Raw genomic sequence first — 21,117 nt, forward strand, 5'->3', positions numbered from 1 at the left:
GGTTTGTCCGACAATTCCCGCCGGGCGCGCGAATTGTCGGACAAGCCCTGACGGTCGAGCCCGCGCCGCTATCGTCGGTGCGCATGGCGACAGTTGAGGGCGGGCCCGGCGCGGCCCGGATCGAGCCGAGCGCGGACGTCGACGAACGGGCCGTCATCGGCGCGGGGACGACGGTCTGGCACCTCGCCCAGGTCCGCGAGGGCGCGGTGGTCGGCGCCGAGTGCGTGATCGGCCGCGGCGCCTACGTCGGCCCCGGTGTCCGGATCGGGGACCGGGTCAAACTGCAGAACCACGCGCTGGTGTACGAGCCCGCGCTGGTCGAGGACGGGGTGTTCATCGGCCCCGCCGCCGTCCTCACCAACGACCGCCACCCCCGCGCGGTGACCCCCGACGGTCGGCCCAAGGGTCAACAGGACTGGCACGCCGAAGGGGTGACGCTCCGTCAGGGATGTTCGATCGGCGGCCGGGTGGTCCTGGTCGCCGGGGTGACGGTCGGCCGCTGGGCGCTGGTCGCGGCCGGCGCGGTGGTCCACCGGGACGTCCCGGACTTCGCCCTGGCCGCCGGCGTCCCGGCCCGCCGGATCGGCTGGGTCGGCCGCGCCGGCGAGCCGCTGCAACCCGTCGGCGACGGCCGCTGGCACTGCCCCCGCACCGGCGAGCACTACCGGGAGACGGACGGCACCCTCGCGCCGGCGTAGGGCCTAGCTACTTGGCGCACGCATCGGTGTCGTCCGCCTGCACCCGCTGGAGGTCCTTCGGTGCCTCGGTCGGGGCCGCCGCCGGAGCGGCGAGGACGTCCTTGCCGAGCACCAGCGCCAGCGGGCCCTTCGGATCCGCCTTCGGGTCCGGCCGGACGGCGTCGCCCGGCAGGCCGAGCGCGGCGGCCAGGGCGGCGGCCGCGGCGTCCTGCCCGGCCGGGAAGGACACCGTGGTGGTCGCGGTGACGGGCGCGTCGGGGGCGGTCATGGCCTTGGCGAAGCCCTTGGCGCGGAGCTTTTCCACGGTGGGCCCCGACTGCCCGCGCGTCCCGCTGCCGTTGCGCACCGTCACCCGGACGTCCTTGGGGTCCACCGTCGGGGCGGCGGCGGTCGGGGCCGCCGGTGCGGTCTCCGGTGCGGCCGTGGCGGCGTCGGCGGGGGCGGCGGTCTCGGTCAGCGAGCGGTCGCCCGCGACCATCGAGAACAGCTGCCCGGCGTCCGGCTGCTTGAGCACCAGCCGGTCCTTGTCCTTGGGGTCGTCCAGGACCGGCACGGTGGCGAAGGTGATGTTCTTGGTGTCCACCTTGCTGAGGTCCAGCGCGAGGTCCTTGAGCTTGTCGACGCTGCCGATCCCGGAGTCCACGGTGAGCGCCTTGGTGGCGGCGTCGGCGAGCTTGTAGAGCTTGCTCGGGCTGGTCAGGGTGTCGTCGCTCTTGATCTTGCGGATCATCGAGCTGATGAACTGCTGCTGGAGCGGGATGCGGGTGAGGTCGCCGCCGAAGCCGACGGCGTGCCGGGTGCGGACGAAGGCCAGCGCCTCGTCGCCCTGGACCACGTGCCGGCCCTTGCTCATCTTCAGGTGCGAGTCCGTGTCGTTGATGTCCTTGGCCGCGCAGACCTCGACCCCGCCGACGGCGCTGGACAGCGTCTTCACCGCCTCGAAGTTGACCTGCACGAAGTGGTCGACCCGGATCCCGGTCATCTTCTCGACGGTCTTCCAGGTGCAGCCCGGGTCGCGCCCCTCCTGGCCGAGGCTGTTGTTGAACATGTCCCGCGCGGAGCCGGGGATCTTCTTGCCGCTGCCGTTCTGGCACTCCGGGATCGGCACCATCAGGTCGCGCGGGATGCTGATCGCGGTCGCGTTGGAGCGGTCCTTGGAGATGTGGAACAGCAGCGTGGTGTCGGCGTGCCCGGCGCTGCCCTCGTCGCCGTACTCGCGGCCGAGGCCCTGCCGGCTGTCGGTGCCCAGTACCAGGATGTTGAGCGCGTCCCCGGCGGCCTTGGGCCGCTCCTCCTCGTTGCCCAGCTGGACCTTGACGGAGGTCAGGTTGCTGTTGAAGTGCTGGTACAGGTAGTACGCCCCGCCGCAGCCCGCGACCATCACCAGGGCGCCGGCCCCGGCGGTCCACTTGAGCGCCCGGCGGCGCCGGGTCCGCTTGGCGGCGGCGGCCGCCCGGCGACGGGAGTCGCGGCGGCCCGGCCCGGGGACGTCGGCGGTCCCGGCCGACTCGGTGGCCGGCGTCTCCCCGGGGGCTCTCCGGTCGGCCGTCCGGCGGCGCTGCCCGGGGATGCCGGCGGCCGGGTCGAGGCGGTACTGGCCGGTTTCCGGGTCGCGCGTCCACTGGTCGGCGGGATCGACCTCCGGTTTGTCCTGCTGCACGGGGGTTCCCTACCTCCGACCGGTCACGGCTCCGGCTCGCCCGTTCGGCGGGCCGATCCGGACACACTAGACGAGCCGAACGGCTGAATCGTTCCGGTGTGATCTGCGCCATGTCCAGGTAATGGCCGGGTAAAGTCCCCTGGGTGTGCGGGATTTCCGGAAAACCCGTGTCGACCTGCGGCGCAGCGGCGGTCAGTGCTGCGCGCAGGCGTCCACGTCGGCCGTGCGTCCCTCGAAGGTGGGCGAGGCGTTCGCCGAAGGTGACGCCTTCGCCGGAGCCCCCGGAGCCCCCGGAGCCCCCGCAGCTCCCACGGCCCCGGCCGCCCCGTCCGACCCCGCGCCCGCACCCGCCGCCACCGGACTTGGACTCGGGCTCGGGCTCGCGCCCGCCCCGACACCGACGCCCGCCCCGACACCGACGCCCGCCCCGGCGACGGCACCCGGCGACGGCGCCGAACCGGGCGGCCGGACGGCGACCGACCGGTCGTCCCGCAGCGCGGTGAACAGCTGGGTGGTCTGCGGCTGCACGAACTCATCCCGGTCCGAGTCGTACCGGTACGGGCGGCGCGGTGCGGTCAGGAGCACCACGTCCGCCGAGGGGATGTCCCGCAGGTCCTGGGTGAGGTCGTACAGCGCCCCGAGCGAGGACAGCCCGCCGTCCGCCTTGACCGAGGAGGTGGCCGCGTCCAGCACCGGCCACAGCCGCGCCGGGTTCAGCAGCACGCCCTGCGACTGCACCTTGCGGATCAGCGCGGCCAGGAACTGCTGCTGACGGCCCATCCGCTGGGTGTCGCTGCCGTCGCCCAGGCTCTCCCGGGCCCGGACGTAGCCGAGTGCCTGCTCGCCGTGCAGGGTCTGCCGCCCGGCGGGCAGGTCGAGTCTGGCGTCCTTGTCGTGGATCGCCTGCGGGACGCACACCTCGACCCCGCCGATGGCGTTCACCATCGTCTTGAAGCCGTTGAAGTCGAGGATCACGTAGTGGTCGATCCGGATGCCGCTGAGCTGCTCGACGGCGCGGATCGAGCAGGCCGCGCCGCCCGTCTCGAACGCCCAGTTGAACTGCATCAGCCCGGCCTTGCTGCGGGTGCCGTCGGGCTTCTCGCAGGCGGGGACGGTGACCATGACGTCGCGCGGGATGGAGACCGCCGTCGCGTGCTTCCGGTCGGCGGCCAGGTGCAGCAGGATCGTGGTGTCCGAGCGCTGGGTGCCCGGCTCGCCGCCGTACGAGGAGTTGGTGCCGGAGCGGTCGTCGCTGCCGATCAGCAGGATGTTCTCGGAGCCCTGGGCCCCGGCGGTCCGGCTCGGCCGCTCGGCCTCCAGCCGGGCGAGCAGCCGGTCGGTGGCCGAGTCGGTGCGGATGTTGCCGTCCAGTGTGCGGTAGGCGATCCAGAGCAGTGCCCCGGTGGCGACCAGCAGGAACGCGACGACGCCGGCGGTGATCATCGGCCACCGCCGGCGCCGACGCGGGCGTCCGGGTTCGGGTTCGGAAGGGTGCGCATCCGTCGGGGGCGGGTCGGTCGGGGGGTGCGCGGTGTCGTCCTCGGCCATGGCAGGGATCCCTACCCGCCCGGCCCGACCCGGGGGTTACCCGAGGCGCAGTGTCACCCGTTCGGATTCGGTCCGCTTCTCCCACTGCTCGGGGTCGAGCCCCTGCGAGTTGCGGCACAGCACCACCGAGGCGCCGGCCGCCAGCGGCGCCAGCAGACCGGCCTCCAGGCCGGTCCAGTCGTCGAACGAGAAGGTGGACAGCACCCGGTCGCCGGGCTTCAGTCCGAGCCGGGCGGCCCCCTCCCGGGCCAGCGCGACGGTCTGCTCGCCGGTCAGCTTCAGCGGCAGCCCGTCCACGGCGGTCTCCAGCGCGTGGCCGTCCGGGGCGACGGGCGAGTACGGCGCGAAGCGGTCGCCCTGGCCGGGCACCTCGGCGGCGTAGTCGAGGAAGCCGTCGGGGCGCTGCGGGAAGCGTCCGCCGAGCGGGCGCAGGGCCAGGGCCACCCGCTCGCCCTCGCAGGCGTGGGCGGCCGCCAGTCCGTCCGGGCCGCTGACCACCAGGTCGGCGGCGGCCGGGTCGCCGCCGGGCACCACCGCCACCCCGACCGACCAGCAGGCCAGCAGCCAGACGGCGCTCTGCCAGTGGGCGGGGAGCAGCAGTACGGCCCGGTCGCCCGGGCCGGCGTTCAACTCGTCCTGGAGGAGGTTGGCCGTCTTGGCCACCCAGTTGTCGAAGGTCCGGGCGGACAGTTCCACCCGTTCGCCGGTGGCGTCGTCGTAGAAGGTGACCAGCGGGGCCGCGGGATCGACCGTGGGCGTGCCGCCTCGCAGATATGCGTGCAGCAGTTCGACGGGGGTGCGGGCATCGGCAGCGAAATGCGCAGTCATGGTGCGCCCCAGCCTACGGCCTTCGAGTGGGCCGTCGGGAGGGGTGGCGGACCGGGCGCGAGGCGACGTGGCGAGTGGCCCGATTTGCCGCCACCATCCGGTTTATGCGCCTTTCCCTCCCGGCCGCCGTGCTCGCCGGCTGCACCGTCGCCCTGCTCCTCCAGCCCGCCGCCACCGCCGGTCCGGCCGATCCCGACGGTGCCCGGCGCCGCGGCTCCGCCGGCGGCGGGTCGGTCACCTCACTGCCGCTCGGCCCCGGCCCGGCCCTGGCGCCGCGCACCACCCGGCCGTTCGAACTCCTCGGCGTCGGCTGGGACGGCCCGGCGGACGCGCTGGCCGGCGGCGCCGTCCGGGTCCGCACCCGGGACGCGGCCACCGGCCGCTGGGGCGACTGGCACGACCTGGAGGCCGACACCGAGGACGGCCCCGACCTCGCCCCGCGCGGCGCCACCGCGCCCCTGTGGACCGGCCGCAGCGACGGCGTCGCCGTCGAGGTGCGCCCCGGCCCCGCCGGGCCCCCGCCCGGCCTGCGGCTCGACCTGGTCGACCCCGGCCAGGGCGCGCCCGCGCCCGCCGCCCGGGTCCTGCCCCGACGCCCCGCCGACGGCCACCAGGCCCCGCGCCCCGCCATCGTCACCCGGGCCGGCTGGGGCGCGGACGAGTCCCTGCGCGACCAGGCCTTCGAGTACACCGGCCCGGTCCACGAGGTGTTCGTCCACCACACCGCCACCGCCACCGACTACGCCTGCTCCGACGCCCCCCGGGTGATCAGGTCGATCTACCAGTACCACGTTCAGAGCAGCGGCTGGCGGGACATCGGCTACAACTTCCTGGTCGACCGCTGCGGCACCGTCTACGAGGGCCGGGCCGGCGGTGTCGACCAGCCCGTCCACGGCGCCCACACCCTCGGCTTCAACACCGACTCGGCCGGCGTCGCCGCCATCGGCACCTACGTCGGCGACGCCCCGACCCAGCCCCTCCTGGACGGCCTCGCCGCCATCGCCGGCTGGAAGCTCGGCCTCACCGGCCACCCCGCCGACGGCCGCACCAAGCTCACCTCCTCCTCCGACGCCAGCCGCTACCCCAAGGGCACCGTCGTCGACTTCGACGCGGTCTCCGGCCACCGCGACGCCTTCAACACCGAGTGCCCCGGCAACGCCCTCTACGCCCGGCTCCCCGCCCTCCGCACGGCCGCGGCGCGCTTCCAGACCCCCTGACGCACCTCACCGCACCGCACCGCCCTACGCCGGCCCCGGCCCCCGCCCGACCAGCCCCCGCAGCTCCGCCGTCAACGCCGCCGCCAGATCCGGCCGGAGGTCGTAGCGCGCCGGCGTGTTCTGCAGCAGCCCGATCCGCCAGCCCGCCCCGGCGTTCACCGCGATCACCGTCTGCACCGCGTTGAGCGCCGGGTCCAGGTCCTCCGCGGCGTCCGGCACCAGCCCCGCGACGGCGTCCAGCTGCGCCACCCCGGGCCCCAGCGCGCGGACCCGGCGCACCCTGGCCACGTACTCCGGCGTCGCGTGGTCGGCGAAGAGCCGCCCCAGTTCGGCGGCGATCACCGACCGCCCGCAGTGCCGGGTGCCGTCGAAGCCGATCACCTCCCCGTCCTCGGCGAACGGCCCGGCGAAGGCCGAACCGTCCCGCTGGTTCCACCCCTCCAGCGCCCGGTGGTACAGCGCCCGCACCGCGCTCTCGTCCCCGGAGGACAGCTCCGGCAGCCGCGTATCGTTCATATCCCCATGGTCGACGAAGGCGGTGGAGCCGGACAGCGGAGGAGGTGCGCGGCGGTGACGGGCGAGTCGGTACGGCGCTGGCGGCCGGGTTTCCCGCTGGACGTCGCCCGGACGCTGCTGCCGCTGCGCCGGGGCCCCGCCGACCCGGCGTACCGCACCACCGGCGACGGCGCGCTCTGGCGGGCGTCCCGGACCCCGGCCGGGATCGGCACGCTGCGGGTGCTGGCACGCCCGGCGGCCGGCGAGGTGGAGGCGACGGCCTGGGGCCCGGGTGCGCCGTGGCTGCTGGAGCGGCTGCCGGCGCTGCTGGGCGCGCAGGACGACCCGGAGGCCCTGGTGCTGCCGCCCGGCCCGCTGCGGGACGCCCAGCGCCGCACCGCCGCGGTCCGCCTCACCCGCACCGGGCTGGTCCTGGAGTCCCTCGTCCCGGCGATCCTGGAACAGAAGGTGACCACCGACGAGGCCTACCGCGCCTGGCGCACCCTGCTACGGGACTTCGGCACCACGGCGCCGGGCCCGGCCGAGGGCATGCGGGTGGCGCCGTCGGCCCGGGAGTGGGCGCTGGTGCCGAGCTGGGAGTGGCACCGCGCGGGGGTGGACCCGAAGCGCTCGGCGACGGTCATGCGCGCCGTCCGGCTGGCGCCCCGGCTGGAGGAGGCCGCCGCGATGGACCACGCCGAGGCCTTCGCCCGGCTCACCGCCGTCCCGGGGGTCGGCCCCTGGACGGCCGCCGAGACCCTGCAGCGCAGCAACGGCGACCCGGACGCTGTCTCGGTCGGCGACTTCCACCTGCCCAACCTGGTCGGCTGGGCCCTGGCCGGCCGCCCCCGCAGCGACGACGCCCAGATGCTCGCCCTGCTGGAGCCCTACCGCCCGCACCGCCACCGCCTCTGCCGCCTCCTGCTGGCCACCACCCCCCACGCCCCCCGCTACGGCCCCCGCCTCACCCCCAACGACCACCGGCGGCGCTGAACTACGCCGTAGTACACTGCCTCGCATGGAAGCAACCATGCGGGAGCTGAACCAGCAGACGGCCAGGGTGATAGGAGCCGTCGAGCGGGGCGAGACCGTCACCGTCACCAAGGACGGCAGGCATGTGGCCACCATCCTGCCGCCGAGCCTGGCCGCACCCGTCTACCCCTTCCGGACCGATCCGATGGGGGACGAGCTCGACGACATGCCGGTCATCCCCGGCGGCGGCGGGCGCATTCTGGCCGACCTCGACCAGCACATGGAAGGATTCGGCAGGTGACCGACGTCGCGGTGGTCGGTGACACCGGCGCCCTGCTCGCCGCATACGCCGGTGAGGAACCCGACCACGACGCCTGCCTGAAGGCCTTGCGTACGGTCGGCCATCTGGTCATCTCGCCCCTGGTGCTGGCCGAGCTGGACTACCTCGCGCACCGGACACTCGGAGCCGCGATGGCGATGCGCGTTCTGGACGACATCATCGACCGATGTGCGATCGGCCGCTTCGAGGTGCCCGAGGTGGGTGCGCACCTTGCCACCGCGCGGGCGGTCATGCGGCAGTACCCGGACCTGGACATCGGCCTGACGGACGCCATCAACGTCGCGCTGGCCGCGGAGTTCAGGACCGACGCCGTGCTGACCGTCGACCGTCGCCACTTCCGTGCGATCAGGCCACTGACCAACCGCAAGGCCTTCCGGCTGCTGCCGGACGACCTCGACGGCTGATCCTCACCGCACCTCGACCACCGGCGGCGGTGAATCGAAAGTGCCGTGCGGTGTACACGCCGATGTGTACGCTGGATGCATGACTGACGCACTGAGCATCCGGGAACTGCGTGCGAACCTCGCCGAGGTGGTCACCCAGGCCGAGGCCGGCGAGATCACCGTGATCACTCGGAAGGGCGAGCGGGTCGGAGCGGTCGTGCCGATCGAGATCCTCGATGCCATCGAGGATGCCGCCGACGAACTGCTCGCCCGTGAGGCCGAGCAGCACCGGAACGATCCCACCGTGACCATGGCCGAGCTCCTGGCCGACCTGTTCGACTCGCCCAAGGACTCCTCCGGGAGCGCTGCGTGAAGTACGCGTTCCGCTTCACCTCGCATGCCAAGCGCCAGCTGCGTGACATCAGCCAGGTCGATGCGATGCGGATCCTCACCGCACTCACCGTTCTCGGTGAGGACCCTTACGTCGATGGCCCGGATGTCAAGAAGCTGGCGGGTCACGACGGCCTCTACCGCCTCCGCGTCGGCGTCTACCGTGTGGCCTACGAGATCCACGACGGCGTGCTGGTGATCCTCGTGGTGGCCGTTGGCAATCGCCGCGAGATCTATCGCGGTCTCTGAACCGCTACCGCACCTCGATGAAGGTGTCGGCGCTGCGGTCCGGGCGTTCGCGCGGGGGTTCGGCGGGGCGGCCGACGGCGATGGCGCCCATCGGGTCCCAGTCGTCCGGGAGGTCGAGGGCCGCGCGGACGGTGTCGCGGCAGAACATGGTGGACGACACCCAGGCGGAGCCGTAGCCCTCGCCGGTGAGGGCGACCAGGAGGTTCTGCACGGCGGCGCCGGCGGCGACGGTGAACATCTCCCGTTCGGCGGCGGCGCGCCGCTGGTCGGGGTAGTGGTGCGAGCCGTCCATGACGAGGCAGGGCACCACCAGGTAGGGCGCCTCGCGCAGGACGTCGCCGCGGGCGGTGCGGCGGGCGATCCGGGCGTCGTCCCAGCCGTCGAGTTCGCGCAGGTCGCGCTGCCAGGCGGCGAGCATCGCGTCGAGCAGCCGGGTGCGGGTCTGCGCCGTCTCCAGCAGGACGAACCGCCACGGCGTGGTGTGGTGCGGGGCGGGCGCGGTGACGGCGGCGGCGACGGCGCGGCGCACGGCGCCGGGGTCGACCGGGGTGTCGGTGAAGGAGCGGACGGTGCGCCGCAGGGTGACGGCCTGGCGCAGCGCCTCGGAGGTGCCGAGCCGGAACATGTCGTCGACGGCGGAGCGGACCAGCGGCCGGGTGCCGTCGCCGTCCTCGGCGGTGACGAGGTGGCCGAGCCCGCGGACGACGGCGACCGGCACGCCGCTGGTCTTGCCCTTCACCAGGTCGGCGGCGGCGGCGAGTTCGTCGGCGGTGGCGGTGACGGTGAGCGCCAGCTCGTTGCCGTGGCTGTCGGTGCGCCCGCGGTGGTCCTCCAGCACGGACAGCCCGGCGGCGCCGATGGCGACGTCGGTGAGCCCGGTGCGCCAGGGCCGGCCGAAGGTGTCGGTGACGACGACGGCGAGCCGGCGGCCGGTGAGCTGCTGGAGCCGCCCGCGCAGGGCGCGGGCGGAGGCGTCCGGGTCCTCGGGCAGCAGCAGGACGGTGCCGGGGGCCGTGTTGGAGGCGTCGACGCCGGCGGCGGCCATGACGAAGCCGTTGCGGTTCTCGACGATCCGGGCGTGGCCGCGCCGGGCGACCACCCGGACGGTCTCGGCCTCGATCGCGGCCTCGCGGTCGGCGGCGTGCAGCAGCCGGCCCTCGGCCTTGCTGACAATCTTCGAGGTGACGATCAGGATGTCGCCGTCCTGGTACTCGCCGGCCTTGGCGAGCAGCTCGGCGAGGTCGGTCCCGGCGTCGATCTCCGGCAGCCCCTCGACCGGCAGGATCCGCAGGCTCATGCGCCCGCCCCGCTGCGCCCGCGCCCGCTCACTTGCGCACCTGCTCGGCGAGGGCGAGGGCGGCCCGGGCCATCTCGGCGGTGGCCTCGACGTCGGTCATCAGCAGCGGGACGGCCCGGCAGGCGATCCCGGCGGCTTCGACGGCGGCGACCGAGGCCTGGTCGGCGGTGTCGACGAGCCAGCCGTCGATGAGTGCGGAGCCGTAGTTCAGTGCGACCGCCTCCGCGGTGGCCTCGACGCCGACGGCGGCGAGCACCTTGTCGGCCATGCCGCGCACCGGGGCGCCGCCGATGATCGGGGAGAGCCCGACGACGGGGGCGGGGGCGGCGGCGACGGCCTCCCGGATGCCGGGGACGGCGAGGATGGTGCCGATGGAGACGACCGGGTTGGACGGCGGGAAGAGGATGACGTCAGCGGCGGCGAGGGCCTCCAGGACGCCGGGCGCGGGCTTCGCGGTGTCGGCGCCGACCGGGATGATCGCCTCGGCGTCGACGGCGGCGTGCAGCCTGACCCAGTACTCCTGGAAGTGGATCGCCCGGGTGCCCTGCTCGTCGGTGATCCGCACGTGGGTCTCGACCCGGTCGTCGCTCATCGGCAGCAGCCGTACGCCGGGCTTCCAGCGCACGCACAGCGCCTCGGTGACCTGGCTGAGGCTGTAGCCGGCGGTGAGCATCTGGCTGCGGACGAGGTGGGTGGCGAAGTCGCGGTCGCCGAGCCCGAACCACTCGGGGCCGACGCCGTACTCCTTCATCTCGGCCTTGATCGACCAGGTCTCGTCGGTGCGGCCCCAGCCCTGCTCCTCGTGGATGCCGCCGCCGAGGGTGTACATCACGGTGTCGAGGTCGGGACAGACCTTGAGGCCGTAGAGGTGGATGTCGTCGCCGGTGTTGCCGATGACGGTGATCTCGTCCTGCGGTCCGACTGCCGCGAGGAGTCCGCGCAGGAAGCGCGCTCCGCCGATTCCGCCTGCCAGTGCCACGATGCGCATGGGTTCATCCTGCCACGGTCCGACTGCCCGTCAGCCCGGTCGCCGGCCCGGTCGCCGGCGGGTGCGACGGCCGGGCTGACGCGGGCGGGTGCTCAGTGCGCCTCGGCCTGGGCCTGCGGGTGCTGCTCGGGGACGGCGGTGCCGCCGTACTGGTTCATCTCGGTGAGGCCCGGGGTGTAGAGGTGGATGGAGACGGCGGGTTCGAGCGTGCCGTTGACCACCTCGTGGAGGTAGCCGGAGGAGAAGACCCGCTGCCCGCCGGGGCGCAGGGTGCGGGCTCCCTCGCCGGCGCGGGTGAGCGAGCGCTCGATCAGCTCGCCCTGGACGACGGTCATCACGCCGGAGGACTCGCCGTGGTCGTGGAAGCCGCTGCTCTGGCCGGGCAGCCAGCTGAGCAGCCAGACCTCGTAGCCGGGGCCGGTCTCCAGCCGGGCGTACCAGCGGGTGAGCGCGTCGTAGCGGACCAGGGGTTCCCAGCGGGCGCGGTCGGCGGCGATCTCGCGGATCAGCCGGGCGTGGCCGGCCACGGTGGTGGGGTGGCGGGGCAGGTCGGTGCGGGCCAGGTGCGGGAAGGCGAGCGGGTCACCGGCGATGGAGACGTCGCTGAGGCCGTCGGTCCAGCCCCGGGCGGGCGCGGCGGGCGCGGTGGGGGAGGGGCTTCGGTGGGCGAGTTTGTTGCGGTCGCGGTTCCGCTTGCGGATGCGGGTCATACGCACGGGAGTCGTCCTCGGAGTGGCGGCTGGTTCGTCGGGGATCAGCCGGATCCGGGATGTCCTGGGACGGGAATCGCGGGCGGCCTCTGTGCTTCCTGGGGGCGGCGCGCGGTGGGACGCGGGCGCCTAGATACAGCAGGAGCAGAGGCGACAACAAGAGTTCACGGCACGGCGGAGCGTGGAACCGCTCCGGGGGCTGGCGAACTCTGACATAGAGGAAAGCAGACCGCATCCGTGGGCCGGTGTCAAACACAGGGATGCGGCATTCGAGGGGGTTACGCCAAGAAGTTGCCCGGATGGGGTGATAAATCACGCTCTATGTTTCGATGGGAAGATCGCCGGGAAGGCAGGGCGATGACCGGCCTGTGATGGTGACCGAGCGTCACTCGCCGAAGGGTTGTGGCTGGTTCGACGCCGTTCAGGGCTTTCGGATCGAAGGTCCAATGTGTCCGAATATGTACACTATTCGTAACGGCTTGGTGCCGGGGAGTGAATCCTCGCCCCAATACCAGAGCTCGGCTTGACTGAGCCAGAGTGACGCAACTGTAATTTCACTCGTGTCGTCGGCCGCACGAGGCAACGGCAACCACGGGGACGCCAAGTAGGGGCAGAGGAGGCGCGCCACATGAGCGAGCTCTTTGAGCTGTTGATCGGTGACGGCATCGCGGAGGAGGAAGAGGAACTCGGTTGGCAGGAGCGCGCGTTGTGCGCCCAGACCGACCCCGAGTCCTTCTTCCCCGAGAAGGGCGGCTCCACGCGCGAGGCCAAGAAGGTCTGCCTCGCCTGCGAGGTCCGTTCGGAATGCCTGGAGTACGCCCTCGCCAATGACGAGCGGTTCGGCATCTGGGGCGGCCTCTCCGAGCGCGAGCGCCGTCGGCTCAAGAAGAGCGCGGTCTGACCGGGGCGGCCGCCGACCCCCGCTGACCCTTCGACAACCACACGGCAGTACGGGCGCCTCACCGCGGCGGTGGGGCGCTTTCGTGTTCCCTGCCGGCTCTTCACCGGTCCCGCACCGGCACCGCGGACGAAGCCGCCATCCGGAGCCGTTAGTGTGGTGCGCCATCCGGTTGCCGTTCACCGGCTGTGTCCACCGAGAACTGAGGCCCGCGCACTCGATGACCGTCTACAGCCACCAGAGCGGCTTCACCGCTGCCAGGCCGCCCGCCTACCCGCGCCACCTGGTCACCGCGGTGATCGTCTCGCACGACGGGGCCCGCTGGCTGCCGCAGGCCCTCGCCGGCCTGCTCGGCCAGGACCGCCAGGTCCAGCGGGTGCTCGCGGTCGACACCGGTTCCACCGACAACTCTCCGCAACTGCTGGCGGACACCCTCGCCGACTGGCTGCCCGAGAGCGGCCCGCTGCTCCTCGGCCGCCGGGCCGGCTTCGGCACCGCCGTCGCCGAGGCCGTCTTCGGCAGCCCGCCGCTGCGCCCGGAGGACCTGCCGTACCGGCTCGACCCCTCCGGCTACGACCCGGTCACCGGCGGCTGGGACGACTTCGGCGACCCGCTCGCCCAGGAGGACGACCTCGGCCGCGGCGGCCCGCGCGAGACCCAGCCCGTCGAATGGCTCTGGCTGCTGCACGACGACTGCGAGCCGCAGACCGACGCGCTGCGCCGGCTGCTCCAGGTCGCCGACTCCACCCCCAGCGCCGCCGTGGTCGGCCCCAAGCTGCGCAGCTGGTACGACCGCCGCCAGCTGCTGGAGGTCGGCGTCACCATCGCCCGCTCCGGCCGCCGCTGGACCGGCCTCGACCGCCGCGAGCAGGACCAGGGCCAGCACGACCAGGTCCGCCCGGTGCTCGCCGTCTCCAGCGCCGGCATGCTGGTGCGCCGCGACGTCTTCGAGGAACTCGGCGGCTTCGACAAGGCGCTGCCGCTGATGCGCGACGACGCCGACTTCTGCTGGCGGGTCAACGCCGCCGGCCACCGCGTGGTGGTCGCCCCCGACGCCGTGCTGCGGCACGCCGAGGCGGCCAGCCGCGAGCGCCGCGCCATCGACTGCGGCCCCGCCCACCCGCACCGGCTGGACAAGGCCGGCGCCGTCTACACCCTGCTCGCCAACTGCAAGGGCGCGCTCTTCCCCTACGTCCTGCTGCGGCTGGTGCTCGGCACCCTGCTGCGGGCCGTCACCAACCTGCTCGGCAAGGACCCGCGCCAGGCCTTCGACGAGCTCACCGGCCTCGGCCACGAACTCGTCCGCTTCCCCCGGCTGCTGGCCGCGCGCAAGCAGCGCGCCCGCACCCGGGCCGCCGACGCCCTGGACGACCGCACGCTCTTCCCGCCGCCCGGCGCCACCGCCCGGCTCGCCGTCGAGGGCGTGATCGGCTCCCTCGGCATAGGGGGAGAGGACGACACCGGCCGGCACGGCTCGGTCGAGGCCGGGCCGGGCGGCGAGGACGACGAGGACCTGGTCGTCGAGCAGTTCACGCTGATCAAGAAGCTGGCCCGGCGTCCGGCGCCGGTGCTGTTCGCGGCCCTGCTGGTGTTCGCCCTGATCGCCTGCCGCGGCCTGTTCGGCAGCGGCGAGCTGTTCGGCGGCGCCCTGCTGCCAGCCACCGACGGCGCCGGCGGCCTCTGGTCGATGTACGCGGACGCCTGGCATCCGATCGGCACCGGCTCCGCCGCCGCCGCGCCGCCGTACCTCGGCGTGCTCGCGGTGCTGTCCTGGGTGCTGTTCGACCACGCCGACCTCGCGCTCACCCTGCTGGTCGTGCTCACCGTGCCGCTGTCCGCGGTCAGCGCCTACCTGGTGTCCCGGCCGCTGCTGGACTCCAAGCTCGTCCGGGCCTGGGCCAGCGCCGCCTACGCGCTGCTGCCCGCCGCGACCGGCGCGCTCGCCCAGGGCCGGATCGGCACCGCCGTCCTCGCCGTGCTGCTGCCGCCGCTGGCCCGCGCCGCCGCGATCGCGGCCGGTCTCGGCATCCGCGACGAGAGCGCCGCCAAGGGCGCCCGCCCGGGGTGGCGGCCGGTCTGGATGACCGTCCTGCTGCTCACCCTGGCCACCTCCTTCGTGCCGTTGACCTGGGCGCTCGCCCTGCCGCTGTGCCTGGCGACGCTGGTCGTCGCGGTGGTCCGCGGCGGTGCCTTCGGCTCGGGCGGCGCCGCGCTGCGCCTGCTCGGCCTGCGCGTCCTGGTGATCCTCGCGCTGCCCGTCCTGGTGCTGGCGCCGTGGTCGCTGTCGGTGCTGGCGCACCCGCAGTGGCTGCTGCTGGAGGCCGGCCTGCCCGGCCTGCACGGCACCGGTGCGAGCGCGGCCGGCCTGCTGCTGGTCAACCCGGGCGGCGCCGGGGTGCCGCCGGTCTGGCTGTCGGCCGGCGTGGTGCTCGCCGCGCTCGCCGCACTGCTGCGCGCCGACCGTCGCCGTGCGGTGCTGTCCGCCTGGGGTGCGGCCGGTGCGGGTCTGGTCTTCGCGGTCGCGGTGGCGGGCACCTCCGTCACCCCGGCCTCCGGCGGTCCGGCGGTGCCCGCCTGGGCCGGCCCGGCCTCGCTGATCGCCGGGATCGCCCTGCTGGCGGCCGCCGCGATCGGTGCCGACGGCGCCAACGCCCGCGTGGCCGGGATCGCGTTCGGCTGGCGCCAGCCGGTGGCCGCGCTGGTGGTGGCCGCCGCGGTGCTGGCCCCGCTGGGCACCGGACTGTGGTGGGCGCTCACCGGCGCCGGCAAGCCGCTGCACCGGGCCCAGGCCGGCCAGGTGCCCGCGTTCATCGCGGAGGAGGCCGGCACCACCGACCGCTCCCGCACCCTGGTCGTCACCGGCGACCCGGGCGGCGGCGCGGTCCGCTACACCGTGGTCCGCGGCGCGGGCCTGACGCTCGGCCAGGCCGAGTCCACCGTCGACCCGGCGACCGGCACCCAGGACGGCCTGAACAAGATGGTCGGCAGCCTGCTGGCCGGTTCCGGCGCCGACCAGGCCGGTGCGCTCTCCGGCTACGGCATCGCCTACGTGCTGGTCCAGCAGTCGGTGATCGGCACCTACAAGGACGTCCTGGACACCACCCCCGGCCTGGTGAAGGCCAACCAGGACGGCGACTCCGCGCTCTGGCAGGTCACCGGCGCCCCCGCCGTCCGTGCGGTGATCACCGCCCCGGGCGCCGCCCCGGTGGTCGTCCCGGCCGGGGCCCGCGACCTCACCGCCACCGTCCCGGCCGGCCCGGACGGCCGGGTGCTGCGGCTCGCCGAGTCCGCCGCACCCGAGTGGAAGGCCACCGTGGGCGGCACCGCGCTGGAGTCCGTCACGGTCGACGGCTGGGCGCAGGGCTTCAAGCTCCCGGCCGGCGGCGGCAAGCTGACCGTCACCCGGGAGGACGGCTTCGCGCACACCGGCTGGATCTGGGCCCAGGTGCTGCTCGGCCTGACCATCCTGGTGCTGGCCCTGCCCGGACGCCGCAGCCACAAGGACGACGACCTGCCCGAGGAGGTGGTGGCCGCCGCCGCGCTGGCCGCCGCGGCCCAGGCGCAGGCGCCCGCCCCCGGCAGCCGCCGGGCCCGCCGGATGGCCGAGCGCGGCGAGGGCGGCGAGGACGGCGGGGTGTACGAGGGCCCGCCGGGCGCGATCCCGGCGCAGCCGGCCGGCGAGCCGATGGCCGAGGCGGTCCAGGCGGCCGCCGCCGTCCAGGAGACCGAGCCGTACGCCGACCCGTACCAGACGTACCAGCAGGCCGACCCGTACAGCTACGACCAGTACGCGGCCCAGCAGCCGGTGGCCGCGCCGTACGGCGGCCAGGGGTACGACGGCCAGGGCTACGAGGGCTACCAGCCGCAGGCGTACCCGCAGCAGGGCTACGAGCAGCAGCCGTACCCGCAGGAGCAGCAGTACGGCTACGAGCAGCAGCCCTACCAGCAGGCGGAGCACCAGCAGCCGTGGGTGCCGGGGCAGCCGCAGGCCGAGCCCTACTACGACCCCAACGACCCGAACGACCCCAACGGCACGGGCCGGTACCCGCACCAGCACGGATCGGGGAGCTGACCCGCGATGAAGAAGCCCGCATTCAGGAAGAAGTCCGCGCCCGAGGCCGTCGAGCCGACGGAGGCCGCCGAAGCCGCCGAGACCGGGCAGGCCGGGCAGTCCGGGCCCGCCCCGGCCCAGGCGCCGGAGCCCGCGGCCTCCGCCCGGCCGGCCGGGCGGTCCGGGGGCACCAGGACCACGCAGTCCCTGCTGGCCGCGGCCGTCGTGCTCGCGGCGGTGTTCGGGATCGCCGAGACGCGCCCGCCGGCCGCCCCCGCCAAGGCGGACGGCGGCGTCGCCCCGACCACCGCGCAGGTCGAGCGGACGGCGGCGGTCTGCCCGCAGCCGCTCCAGGGCCTGACCGGCTCGACCACGCTCACCGCCTACACCCCGCCCGGGGCGGGCGGCGCCACCGGCGGGGCCGGCTGGCTCTCCGACGCCGCCGCGCCCGCGACCCCGCCGACCACCGCGCCCTCCGCCCCGGCGTCCGGCGCCCCCGCCGCGCCGTCCGGCTCGGCCGCCCCGGCCGCTCCGGACAAGGGCGCCGCGCCCGCCGACGCCCGGCTGACCCTGGCCAAGCCCGGCGCCCCGGCCACCGGCCCGGCCGCCAACGGCGACACCGCGCCCGGCACCGGGGCCGTCGCCACCGGTGCCCTCGCCCCCGGCTTCACCGTCACCCAGACCACCGTGGTCACCGAGCAGCGCGGCCTCGGCCTGTCCGGCCTCACCTGCACCCCCGCCGGGACCAGCTTCTGGTTCGCCGGGGCCAGCACGGCCGGCGACCGGGTCGACTACGTCAGCCTGGTGAACACCGAGTCCTCCGCCGCCGTGGTCGACATCAAGCTGTACGGCGACAAGGGCCTGATCGAGAACGACGCCGCCAACGGCATCACCGTCGCCCCCGGCAGCTCCCAGTCCGTGCTGCTGCCGACGATCAGCAAGGGCGCGGTCAACGACCTCGCCGTGCACGTGGTCGCCCGCAGCGGGCGGGTCGGTGCCGCGCTGCACGCCGCCGACGGCGGCAAGGGCGCCGACTGGATCCCGGCCTCGGCCGAGCCGGCGGCCACCCAGGTGCTGCCCGGCCTGCCCGCCGACACCTCCGCCGCCCACCTGGTGGTCTGGGCGCCGCCGGAGGACGACGCCGACCTGAAGATCCAGCTCTCCGGCAAGAACGGCTGGTTCACCCCGGCCGGCAACGAGTCCATCCACATCAAGGCGGGCATGGTGGCCGCCGTCGACCTCGGCAAGGTCACCCGCGACGAGGTCGCCGGGCTGCGGCTGTCGCCCACCGACGACAAGCACCCGACCCGGGTCGTGGCCGGCCTGCGGGTCGACCGGGCCGGGGGCGGCGGCAAGAGCGACGCCGCCTGGCTCACCGGCACCGGCCCGGTCGGCGCCCGCGCCACGGTCGCCGACAACCGGGCCGGCGCGTCCACGCTGTTCCTGACCTCCGCCGGCGACGCCGCCACCGTCCGGGTCACCGCCTCGGCCGGCAGCGGCGGCGGCACCCCGGTGAGCAAGGACGTCCAGCTGCCGGCCGGCGGCACGGTCGCCCTCCCGGCGCCCGAGCCCGGCGGGCTGAACGGCAGCTTCGCGCTCACCGTCGAGACCGTCTCCGGCGGCCCGGTGATGGCCGCCCGGATGCTCTCGCTGCCCGCCAAGGACGTGCCGATGTTCACCATCCAGGCGCTGCGCGACGACCACAGCACCGTCAGGGTCCCGCGGGCCGGCCAGGATCCGGGCGTCGTCCTGCGCTGACCAACCGGACGGGGCGGTACCCGGCAGGCCCGGGTACCGCCCCGTCCGCGTGCTCAGTCCTCGTCGTAGCGCGGGTCGATGGCGTCCGGGGACAGTCCCAGCAGCTCCGCCACCTGCTCGATCAGGATCTCGTGCACCAGCGCCGCGCGGTCCTCCCGGGTCTTCGCCCGGATCTCCACCGGCCGCCGGTACACCACGATCTGGCTCTTGCGCCCCTGCTTGCCCGGCAACACCCGCCCCAGCGGCACGCCGTCCTCGCCGTCGGCCGCGTCGGGCTCGTGCAGCGGCACCTCCTGGACGGCGAACTCCACTTCGATCAACTGCGGCCAGCGCCGTTCAAGACGCTCCACCGATTCGCGCACGTAGTCGTCGAACAGTTCGGAGCGGGTGAGCGAGATCGGCACCTGGGGCGGCGCCAGCGGGCCGCGCAGCCCCCTGCCGTGCCGGTCGCGATGCCGGGGACGGCGCGAGGGTCCCGTCGATGACTGCGGTGCAGAGCTGTCCATATCACTGCCGAGGGTAGTCCTTGGACGGTCGGAAGTGGACTACTCCGACGGGGAAACGCCCGAGGCGGCGGAGGCGTGGACCGGCGTGCGGACCGCGACACGGCACACCCGCCGGACAGGCGGTCTTCGCTCCCCGGCGAGGAGTGCGGTACCGTCCACCCTCGTGAGCTCTGTACGTCGTTGTTCGCGGACCGCGTGCGGCCGGCCGGCCGTCGCGACGCTGACGTACGTCTACGCGGACTCCACCGCCGTCCTGGGCCCGCTCGCCACCTACGCCGAGCCGCACTGCTACGACCTGTGCGCCGAGCACGCCGAGCGCCTCACCGCCCCGCGCGGCTGGGAGGTCGTCCGGCTGGCCGCCGAGGCCGGGCCGCTGCGCCGCAGCAGCGACGACCTGGAAGCCCTCGCCAACGCCGTCCGCGAGGCCGCCCGGCCGCAGACCCCCCGTCAGGGCCGCGGGTCCGAGGGCGAGTCCACCGAGGGCGGCCGCCGCGGCCACCTGCGCGTCCTGCGCTTGCCGGACAACTGACGCCGCACAGCCGACGCCGTACCCCGCCCGGGCCTGCACCGGGCGTTCGTCCGACTTGGGTACGCTGCCCGTCTACCGTCACCGCGGACCGTCGACCGAACGGGCGGTGACCCCGACGTATCGTGACCGTGGGCGGCCAGCCGCCGATCACACGCACACCGACCAGTACAGAGACCAGGGTGGAGCCGCAGTGCGCGACCTCAAGCAGCTCGTGAAGGCCTACGACGTCCGAGGCGTCGTCCCGGACCAGTGGGACGAGCACCTGTCCCGGGCCTTCGGCGCCGCGTTCGTGCAGGTCACCGGCGCGTCCGCGATCGTCGTCGGCCACGACATGCGCCCCTCCTCCCCGTCGCTCACCCGGGCGTTCGCCGAGGGTGCCGCCGCCTACGGCGCGGACGTGGTCCAGATCGGCCTCTGCTCGACCGACCAGCTCTACTACGCCAGCGGCAAGCTCGACCTGCCCGGCGCGATGTTCACCGCCAGCCACAACCCGGCCCAGTACAACGGCATCAAGCTGTGCCGGGCCGGCGCCGCCCCGGTCGGCCAGGACACCGGCCTCGCCGAGATCCGCGAGCTGGTCGAGTCCTGGACGGGCGAGGACGACACCGTCACCGTCCCGGCCAAGGACGTCGAGCCCGGCGCGCTGTCCGAGCAGGACACCCTGCGCGGCTACGCCGACCACCTGCTGGGCCTGGTCGACCTCACCGCGATCCGCCCGCTCAAGGTCGTCGTGGACGCGGGCAACGGCATGGGCGGCCACACCGTGCCGACCGTCTTCGACGGCCTGCCGATCGAGCTCGTCCCGATGTACTTCGAGCTGGACGGCACGTTCCCCAACCACGAGGCCAACCCGCTCGACCCGAAGAACATCGTCGACCTCCAGGCCAAGGTCCGCGAGGTCGGCGCCGACCTCGGCCTGGCCTTCGACGGCGACGCCGACCGCTGCTTCGTCGTCGACGAGCGCGGCGAGCCGGTCTCCCCGTCCGCCATCACCGCCCTGGTCGCCGCCCGCGAGATCGCCCGCGCCCAGGCCGCCGGCGAGGCCGAGCCGACCGTCATCCACAACCTGATCACCTCCTGGACCGTCCCCGAGGTGGTCCGCGAGCTCGGCGCCAACCCGGTGCGCACCCGGGTCGGCCACTCCTTCATCAAGCAGGAGATGGCCGTCACCGACGCCGTCTTCGGCGGCGAGCACTCCGCGCACTACTACTTCCGCGACTTCTGGCGCGCCGACACCGGCATGCTGGCCGCGCTGCACGTGCTGGCCGCGCTCGGCGGGCAGCCCGGCACGCTGTCCGCGCTCACCGCCGAGTACGACCGCTACGCCGCCTCCGGCGAGATCAACAGCACCGTCGCCGACCAGGCCGCCAGCACCGCCGCCGTCCGCGCCGCCTACGCCGGCCTGGAGGGCACCACCGTCGACGAGCTGGACGGCCTCACCGTGGCCGGCCCGGACTGGTGGTTCAACCTGCGCGCCTCCAACACCGAGCCGCTGCTGCGCCTGAACGCCGAGGCCAAGGACCCGGCGAAGATGGCCGAGCTGCGCGACGGCGTGCTCGCCATCGTCCGCGCCTGACCGAGGCCTCCTGTGCCCCGGCCG

Annotated in this window: 19 protein-coding genes and 1 pseudogene; 12 read left to right on the forward strand and 8 right to left on the reverse strand. The window is 74.5% G+C overall.

Going from position 1 to position 21,117, the window contains the following annotated elements:
• The first annotated feature begins 83 nt into the window (after nt 1-83).
• On the forward strand, nt 84-698 hold the full coding sequence (locus AB0R04_RS33760; protein ID WP_363377410.1) for an acyltransferase: 615 nt from the start codon (nt 84-86) through the stop codon (nt 696-698).
• Between the two features lie 7 nt (nt 699-705).
• On the opposite strand, the gene AB0R04_RS33765 is transcribed toward AB0R04_RS33760, so the two are convergent.
• The 3 genes from AB0R04_RS33765 to AB0R04_RS33775 form a co-directional block, all read right to left on the reverse strand.
• Entirely contained in the window at nt 706-2,358 is a 1,653-nt protein-coding gene (locus AB0R04_RS33765; protein ID WP_363377411.1) for an LCP family protein, read from the reverse strand.
• A gap of 192 nt (nt 2,359-2,550) precedes the next feature.
• A complete protein-coding gene (locus AB0R04_RS33770; RefSeq protein WP_363377412.1) occupies nt 2,551-3,801 on the reverse strand; it encodes an LCP family protein in 1,251 nt (416 codons plus the stop codon).
• Nucleotides 3,802-3,942: 141 nt separating this feature from the next.
• A complete protein-coding gene (locus AB0R04_RS33775; protein ID WP_363377413.1) occupies nt 3,943-4,734 on the reverse strand; it encodes a TIGR03089 family protein in 792 nt (263 codons plus the stop codon).
• A gap of 104 nt (nt 4,735-4,838) precedes the next feature.
• On the opposite strand from AB0R04_RS33775, the gene AB0R04_RS33780 reads away from it, so the two are divergent.
• Entirely contained in the window at nt 4,839-5,951 is a 1,113-nt protein-coding gene (locus AB0R04_RS33780) for an N-acetylmuramoyl-L-alanine amidase (protein WP_363377414.1), read from the forward strand.
• Between the two features lie 24 nt (nt 5,952-5,975).
• Here the strand turns inward: AB0R04_RS33780 and AB0R04_RS33785 are convergent, their stop codons facing one another.
• Nucleotides 5,976-6,467 (reverse strand): SgcJ/EcaC family oxidoreductase, encoded by a 492-nt coding sequence (locus AB0R04_RS33785; RefSeq protein ID WP_363377415.1) that lies wholly within the window; start codon nt 6,465-6,467, stop codon nt 5,976-5,978.
• A gap of 54 nt (nt 6,468-6,521) precedes the next feature.
• Between AB0R04_RS33785 and AB0R04_RS33790 the strand changes: the two genes are divergently transcribed.
• The 5 genes from AB0R04_RS33790 to AB0R04_RS33810 all read left to right on the forward strand — a co-directional run bounded on the left by AB0R04_RS33790 (nt 6,522) and on the right by AB0R04_RS33810 (nt 8,780).
• Complete coding sequence (locus AB0R04_RS33790) at nt 6,522-7,439, forward strand: DNA-3-methyladenine glycosylase 2 family protein (protein ID WP_363377416.1); 918 nt, start codon at nt 6,522-6,524, stop codon at nt 7,437-7,439.
• Nucleotides 7,440-7,464: 25 nt separating this feature from the next.
• A complete protein-coding gene (locus AB0R04_RS33795; protein WP_363377417.1) occupies nt 7,465-7,719 on the forward strand; it encodes a type II toxin-antitoxin system prevent-host-death family antitoxin in 255 nt (84 codons plus the stop codon).
• Nucleotides 7,716-8,162 (forward strand): PIN domain-containing protein, encoded by a 447-nt coding sequence (locus AB0R04_RS33800; protein ID WP_363377418.1) that lies wholly within the window; start codon nt 7,716-7,718, stop codon nt 8,160-8,162. Before AB0R04_RS33795 ends, AB0R04_RS33800 begins: the two co-directional genes overlap by 4 nt.
• A gap of 79 nt (nt 8,163-8,241) precedes the next feature.
• Nucleotides 8,242-8,514, forward strand: a complete 273-nt coding sequence (locus AB0R04_RS33805; protein WP_063349130.1) for a type II toxin-antitoxin system Phd/YefM family antitoxin — start codon at nt 8,242-8,244, stop codon at nt 8,512-8,514.
• Nucleotides 8,511-8,780 carry a type II toxin-antitoxin system RelE/ParE family toxin gene (locus tag AB0R04_RS33810; RefSeq protein ID WP_363377419.1) on the forward strand — a complete coding sequence of 90 codons (270 nt, stop codon included), beginning with the start codon at nt 8,511-8,513 and terminating at the stop codon, nt 8,778-8,780. The genes AB0R04_RS33805 and AB0R04_RS33810 overlap by 4 nt, the downstream gene beginning before the upstream one ends.
• 4 nt (nt 8,781-8,784) lie before the next feature.
• Here AB0R04_RS33810 and AB0R04_RS33815 read toward each other — a convergent pair.
• The 3 genes and pseudogenes from AB0R04_RS33815 to AB0R04_RS33825 all read right to left on the reverse strand — a co-directional run.
• A pseudogene (locus AB0R04_RS33815) lies at nt 8,785-10,080 on the reverse strand (coenzyme F420-0:L-glutamate ligase); the annotation flags it as partial.
• A gap of 25 nt (nt 10,081-10,105) precedes the next feature.
• Nucleotides 10,106-11,065 carry a 2-phospho-L-lactate transferase gene (gene cofD, locus AB0R04_RS33820; RefSeq protein ID WP_363377420.1) on the reverse strand — a complete coding sequence of 320 codons (960 nt, stop codon included), beginning with the start codon at nt 11,063-11,065 and terminating at the stop codon, nt 10,106-10,108.
• Between the two features lie 92 nt (nt 11,066-11,157).
• The gene (locus AB0R04_RS33825) at nt 11,158-11,781 is read right to left on the reverse strand and encodes a cysteine dioxygenase family protein (protein ID WP_363377421.1); all 624 of its coding nucleotides are present in this window, start codon (nt 11,779-11,781) and stop codon (nt 11,158-11,160) included.
• Between the two features lie 622 nt (nt 11,782-12,403).
• Between AB0R04_RS33825 and AB0R04_RS33830 the strand changes: the two genes are divergently transcribed.
• From AB0R04_RS33830 to AB0R04_RS33840, 3 genes are all read left to right on the forward strand, one after another.
• Nucleotides 12,404-12,676, forward strand: coding sequence for a WhiB family transcriptional regulator (locus tag AB0R04_RS33830; protein ID WP_063349134.1), 273 nt, complete (start codon nt 12,404-12,406; stop codon nt 12,674-12,676).
• A gap of 217 nt (nt 12,677-12,893) precedes the next feature.
• Nucleotides 12,894-16,745 carry a glycosyltransferase family 2 protein gene (locus AB0R04_RS33835; protein ID WP_363377422.1) on the forward strand — a complete coding sequence of 1,284 codons (3,852 nt, stop codon included), beginning with the start codon at nt 12,894-12,896 and terminating at the stop codon, nt 16,743-16,745.
• 6 nt (nt 16,746-16,751) lie between these two features.
• Nucleotides 16,752-18,482: a DUF5719 family protein gene (locus AB0R04_RS33840; RefSeq protein WP_363377423.1), complete on the forward strand. Its 1,731-nt coding sequence runs from the start codon at nt 16,752-16,754 to the stop codon at nt 18,480-18,482.
• 53 nt (nt 18,483-18,535) lie between these two features.
• Here AB0R04_RS33840 and AB0R04_RS33845 read toward each other — a convergent pair whose 3' ends face one another.
• Nucleotides 18,536-18,988: a metallopeptidase family protein gene (locus AB0R04_RS33845; protein ID WP_079135840.1), complete on the reverse strand. Its 453-nt coding sequence runs from the start codon at nt 18,986-18,988 to the stop codon at nt 18,536-18,538.
• 85 nt (nt 18,989-19,073) lie between these two features.
• Between AB0R04_RS33845 and AB0R04_RS33850 the strand changes: the two genes are divergently transcribed.
• The gene (locus tag AB0R04_RS33850; RefSeq protein ID WP_363377431.1) at nt 19,074-19,517 is read left to right on the forward strand and encodes a DUF3499 domain-containing protein; all 444 of its coding nucleotides are present in this window, start codon (nt 19,074-19,076) and stop codon (nt 19,515-19,517) included.
• Nucleotides 19,518-19,707: 190 nt separating this feature from the next.
• Nucleotides 19,708-21,093, forward strand: coding sequence for a phosphomannomutase/phosphoglucomutase (locus AB0R04_RS33855; protein WP_363377424.1), 1,386 nt, complete (start codon nt 19,708-19,710; stop codon nt 21,091-21,093).
• Nucleotides 21,094-21,117: the final 24 nt, after the last annotated feature.

Source organism: Kitasatospora sp. NPDC056731 (assembly GCF_040687675.1).
Lineage (GTDB): Bacteria > Actinomycetota > Actinomycetes > Streptomycetales > Streptomycetaceae > Kitasatospora.